This is a genomic window from Arthrobacter sp. GCM10027362, assembly GCF_042679445.1.
Taxonomy (GTDB): Bacteria; Actinomycetota; Actinomycetes; order Actinomycetales; family Micrococcaceae; genus Crystallibacter.
On record NZ_JBHTML010000251.1, the window covers coordinates 1 to 4569 of the forward strand.

At 70.7% G+C, this 4569-nt stretch carries 5 protein-coding genes and 1 riboswitch; of the genes, 1 reads left to right on the plus strand and 4 read right to left on the minus strand.

Going from position 1 to position 4569, the window contains the following annotated elements; all coding sequences use genetic code 11:
• From ACFQ36_RS20920 to thiO, 3 genes are all read right to left on the minus strand, one after another.
• Positions 1 to 698, minus strand: a 698-nt coding sequence (locus tag ACFQ36_RS20920; protein WP_377017181.1) for a thiazole synthase, incomplete at its 3' end; no start/stop codon positions are given.
• A gap of 1 nt (position 699) precedes the next feature.
• Positions 700 to 939 (minus strand): sulfur carrier protein ThiS, encoded by a 240-nt coding sequence (gene thiS / locus ACFQ36_RS20925; RefSeq protein ID WP_377017183.1) that lies wholly within the window; start codon positions 937 to 939, stop codon positions 700 to 702.
• On the minus strand, positions 936 to 2150 hold the full coding sequence (gene thiO, locus ACFQ36_RS20930) for a glycine oxidase ThiO (RefSeq protein ID WP_377017185.1): 1215 nt from the start codon (positions 2148 to 2150) through the stop codon (positions 936 to 938). Before thiO ends, thiS begins: the two co-directional genes overlap by 4 nt.
• A riboswitch (TPP riboswitch) is annotated at positions 2147 to 2254 on the minus strand. (Overlaps the previous gene by 4 nt.)
• A gap of 147 nt (positions 2255 to 2401) precedes the next feature.
• Between thiO and thiE the strand changes: the two genes are divergently transcribed.
• On the plus strand, positions 2402 to 3043 hold the full coding sequence (thiE, locus tag ACFQ36_RS20935) for a thiamine phosphate synthase (RefSeq protein ID WP_377017187.1): 642 nt from the start codon (positions 2402 to 2404) through the stop codon (positions 3041 to 3043).
• A gap of 22 nt (positions 3044 to 3065) precedes the next feature.
• Here the strand turns inward: thiE and thiC are convergent.
• Positions 3066 to 4569 (minus strand): phosphomethylpyrimidine synthase ThiC (gene thiC, locus ACFQ36_RS20940; protein ID WP_377017189.1); only part of this gene is annotated, 1504 nt, incomplete at its 5' end.

Genomic DNA, 4569 nt, shown 5'->3' on the forward strand with positions numbered 1-4569 from the left:
GCGAGGCGTCCGGCGACGACGGCGTGCCGGAACGCCGCGGCCATCCGCACCGGCTCCTGTGCGCGGGTGACCGCGGTGGCCAGCAGCACGGCATCACAGCCCAGCTCCATCGCCAACGCCGCGTCCGAGGCGGTGCCGATGCCGGCGTCGAGCACCACCGGGACGCCGGCGCGGGAGACTATCAGCTCGATGTTGTGCGGATTCAGGATGCCCAACCCGGTGCCGATCGGCGCGCCAAGGGGCATTACGGCCGCGGCGCCGAGCTGTTCCAGCCGCAACGCCAGCACCGGATCGTCATTGGTGTAGGCGAAGACCTTGAAGCCGCGGGCCACCAGTTGCTCGGTGGCGTCCACCAGTTCGACGGCGTCGGGCAGCAGGGTGTGCTCGTCGGCGATCACCTCTAGCTTGACCCAGTCGGTTTCCAATGCCTCCCGGGCCAGCTCGGCGGTCAGCACCGCCTCGCGCGCGGTGAAGCAGCCGGCGGTGTTCGGCAGCACCCGGATGCCCTGCTCCAGCAGCAGGGCGAAGAGCGAGTCCCCGGCGGCCGGGCTGTAGCGGCGCATGGCCACGGTGGTCAGTTCGGTGCCGGAGGCCTGCAGCGCCGCGCCGAGCCCGTCCAGGCTCGGGGCGCCGCCGGTGCCCATAATCAGCCGGGACTGCAGCGCCACCCCGTCGATGATCAGCGGATCGTTGTCCATCTCAGCCTCCCTGGACCGCGTTGATGATTTCAATATCGTCGCCGTCGGCCAACACGGTGGCGGACCAGCTCCGGCGCGGGACCACCTCGGCGTTGCGCGCCACGGCCACGCCCAGCCGCGCCCCGTCCGCCGGGCGCCCGTCGGCGGTCAGCTGACGCCCGGTTACTTCGCAGACCAGGTCGGTGAGGGTCTGCCCGGCGGCGATCGGCCGCCGGCTGCCGTTGAGGTTGATGCTGGTCACTTCAGGCTCCTTCGGGAGGACGTGAGGTCGGAGGCGGAAAAGCGGTCGGGTCGGAATCGGTCCCAGCGACCGTCGCCGTCACCGTCCATGAGTTCGCGGCAGATCCGGGCCGCGACCGGGGTCAGCAGCACGCCGTGACGGAAGAAACCGGTGGCGACGATCAGGCCGGGAACGTCCCCGCCGCCGGGGGCGGCTACCCGGCCGAGCAGCGGGGCATTGTCCGGGGTTCCGGGCCGGGCCCGCGCCGTCGTCTCGATGAGCTCAAGTTCGGCCACGGCGGGCACCAGCGCCTGGGCGTCCCGCAGCAGCTGGTAGGTACCACCTGCGGACACCGCGGCCAGGCCGTCCTCGCGCTGGGTCGCGCCCAGCACCACCGTGCCGTCCTCGCGCGGGACCAGGTACACCGGCAGGCCGCGGACCAGGCCGCGCACGGTAGCGGTCAGCAGCGGCCGCAGCTGCTCGGGCACGCGCAGCCGCAGGATGTCCCCGTAGACCGGCCGCAGGGGCAGCCGCAGCCCGTCGGGCAGCCCGGCGATTTCGGCAGCCCCGAGTCCGTTGGCCAAGACCACCTCCGCGGCGCGCACTGTGCCGCCGCCGGCGAGTGCGACGCCGGTAACGGCGGATGCGGTATCGGCAGGGTCGGCATGCAGCAGCCCGGTTGCGGGCCGGCGCAGCAGCCAGCCCTGGCCGCCGGCATGGGCGGCCAGGGCTGCCTGCAGGGCGGCAGCCAGGACGCGCGGATCCACCTGGTGGTCCTGGTCGATGCCAAAGGCGCAGGACAGCTGCGGGCCGAGCATGGGTTCCTCGGCACGTACCTGGCGGACGCCGAGCGGCTGCACGGACAGGCCGTGCTGCAGCTGCAGCTGCCGCAGGTCGGCCAGGGCCTGCCGGTCCGCGGCGTCGGCGCCGACCACCAGCGTGCGGGTGGACCGGTAGCCGGTGGGACCTGCGAGGGGTTTGACGAACTCCGGGTACAACCGGGCCGAAGCGAGGGTGAGTTCGAGCAGCTCTTCTTCCTGGTAGTGCAGCTCGCTGACCGGCGCCAGCATGCCCGCGGCGGCGAAGGTGGCCCCGCCGGCCGGCTCGGGATCGACCACGACGACGGTCCGCCCGGAGCGGGCCGCCTCCCAGGCGATCCCCAGCCCGACAATGCCGGCACCAACCACGGCGACATCGGCTTCGGGGCCCTGCGCCCCGGCATGAGTAGGCAAAATTCCTGTTCCTTCCCTACGCCGGTACTAACCGGATCAGGTCAAGCGGTCGGCGCCATGCGCCCTCTCAGCCCGTGCCGTGCAGGGCTCCCGCAGTCGGACAACACCTTAGCAGTTGCCGCCTGCTGACAACGCTCAGCCGCCTCCCATCGCTCGCTTCGCCCGCGGCGGGACCCTCGGCAGAGAGCCGCCCGGGTTCCCGTGCTGAGCTTGCGAAGCACAGGGCAGGCGGCGAACGCTAAGCTGGGGGCATGCCGATCGGATCCGCCCAGCTGTACCTCTGCACCGACGCCCGCACCCGCCAGGGCGATTTCCCAGACTTCGTCGATGCCGCCTTCGCCGGCGGCGTGGACATCATTCAGTTGCGGGACAAGGGCATTGAAGCCGCCGAAGAACTCGAACTGCTGGCCGTGCTGGCCGAGGCCGCGCAGCGCCACGGCAGGCTGTGGGCGGTCAATGACCGGGCGGACATCGCCCTGCTCGCCGGCGCCCCGGTCTTCCACATCGGGCAGAATGACCTGCCGCTGGCCGCCGCGCGCTCGCTGGTGGGCCCGGACACGGGCATCGGGATGTCCACGCACAGCCCGGAGCAGGTCGCCGCGGCGGTGGCTGAGCCGGGGCTGGATTACTTCTGCGTCGGCCCGGTCTGGGCCACGCCGACCAAGCCCGGTCGCCCCGCCGTCGGACTTCAGCTCATCAAGGAGGCGGCCGAACAGGTACGGGCGGCCGGCGGCACCCGGCCGTGGTTCGCCATCGGGGGCATCGATCTGTCCAACGTGGACCAGGTGGCCGATGCCGGCGCCGGACGGATCGTCGTCGTCCGCGCCATCACCGAAGCCGAGGATCCCGCCGAGGCGGCCCGCAGGCTGCGGGCCGCCCTGCCGCCGCTATAACCGGCGGCTCGGCGGCATCTACCTACGTGCGGGGGACTGCGGGCTCGGGGAGGTAGACCTTGCCGCCGGAGGCCAGGAATTCGGCGGACTTGGCGTTCATCCCGGCGATAACCTCCTGCTCCCTGTCTTGTCCAAGGTCCTGCCCAAGAGCTCCGCCGAACTGGTCACGGATGTCCTGGGAGATGCGCATGGAGCAGAACTTCGGCCCGCACATCGAGCAGAAGTGCGCCGTCTTCGCCGGCTCCGCCGGCAGCGTCTCATCGTGGAAGGCCTCGGCCGTCTCCGGGTCCAGGGACAGGGCGAACTGGTCCCGCCAGCGGAATTCGAAGCGGGCCTTGGACAGCGCATCGTCCCGTTCATGCGCGCCCGGGTGGCCCTTGGCCAGGTCCGCGGCGTGCGCGGCGATCTTGTAGGTGATCACGCCGGTCTTCACGTCATCCCGGTTGGGCAGGCCGAGGTGCTCCTTGGGGGTGACGTAGCACAGCATTGCCGTGCCGTAGCGGGCGATCTCGGTGGCGCCGATGGCCGAGGTAATGTGGTCATAGCCGGGGGCCACGTCGGTCACCAGCGGGCCGAGGGTGTAGAACGGGGCGCCGTCGCAGAGCTCCTGCTGGCGTTCCACGTTCTCGCGCACCAGATGGAACGGAATGTGCCCGGGGCCTTCGACCATGACCTGGACATCGTGCCGCCATGCCCGCTTGGTCAGCTCGGCCAGGGTGTCCAGCTCGGCGAACTGTGCGGCGTCGTTGGCGTCCGCCGTCGAGCCCGGCCGCAGCCCGTCGCCGAGCGAGAACGCGACGTCGTACCTGGCAAAGATCTCGCAGAGCTCGTCGAAGTGGGTGTAGAGGAAGTTCTCCCGGTGGTGGGCCAGGCACCAGCCGGCCATGATGGACCCGCCCCTTGAGACGATGCCGGTGACGCGGTTGGCGGTCAGCGGCACATAGCGCAGCAGTACCCCGGCGTGGACGGTCATGTAGTCCACGCCCTGCTCGCACTGCTCGATCACGGTGTCCCGGTAAATTTCCCACGTCAGCTCGTTGGCCTGGCCGTTGACCTTCTCCAGCGCCTGGTAGATGGGCACGGTGCCGATCGGGACGGGGGAATTGCGGATGATCCACTCGCGCGTGGTGTGGATGTCATCGCCGGTGGACAGGTCCATCACGGTGTCGGCGCCCCACCGGGTGGCCCACTGCAGCTTGTCCACCTCTTCGGCAATGGAACTGGTGACCGCGGAGTTGCCGATGTTGGCGTTGATCTTGACCAGGAAGGCCTTGCCGATGATCATCGGTTCGGACTCGGGGTGGTTGATGTTGGCCGGGATGATTGCCCGGCCTGCGGCCAGCTCGGACCGGACCAGCTCGACGTCGCAGTTCTCCCGCAGGGCAACGAACTTCATTTCCTCGGTGACCAGGCCGGCCCGGGCGTAGTGCATCTGGGTCACCGTTTTGCCGGCGCCGGCGCGGCGCGGCTCGGGCTTCGCGCCGCGCCATTCGGCCGAGGCGGCACCGCGGCGCACGGCCGAACGG

What these genes read in the sequence shown, in the direction of transcription:
- thiE (WP_377017187.1), top strand. Translation starts at nt 2,402, where the DNA reads ATGCCGATCGGATCCGCCCAGCTGTACCTCTGCACCGACGCCCGCACC.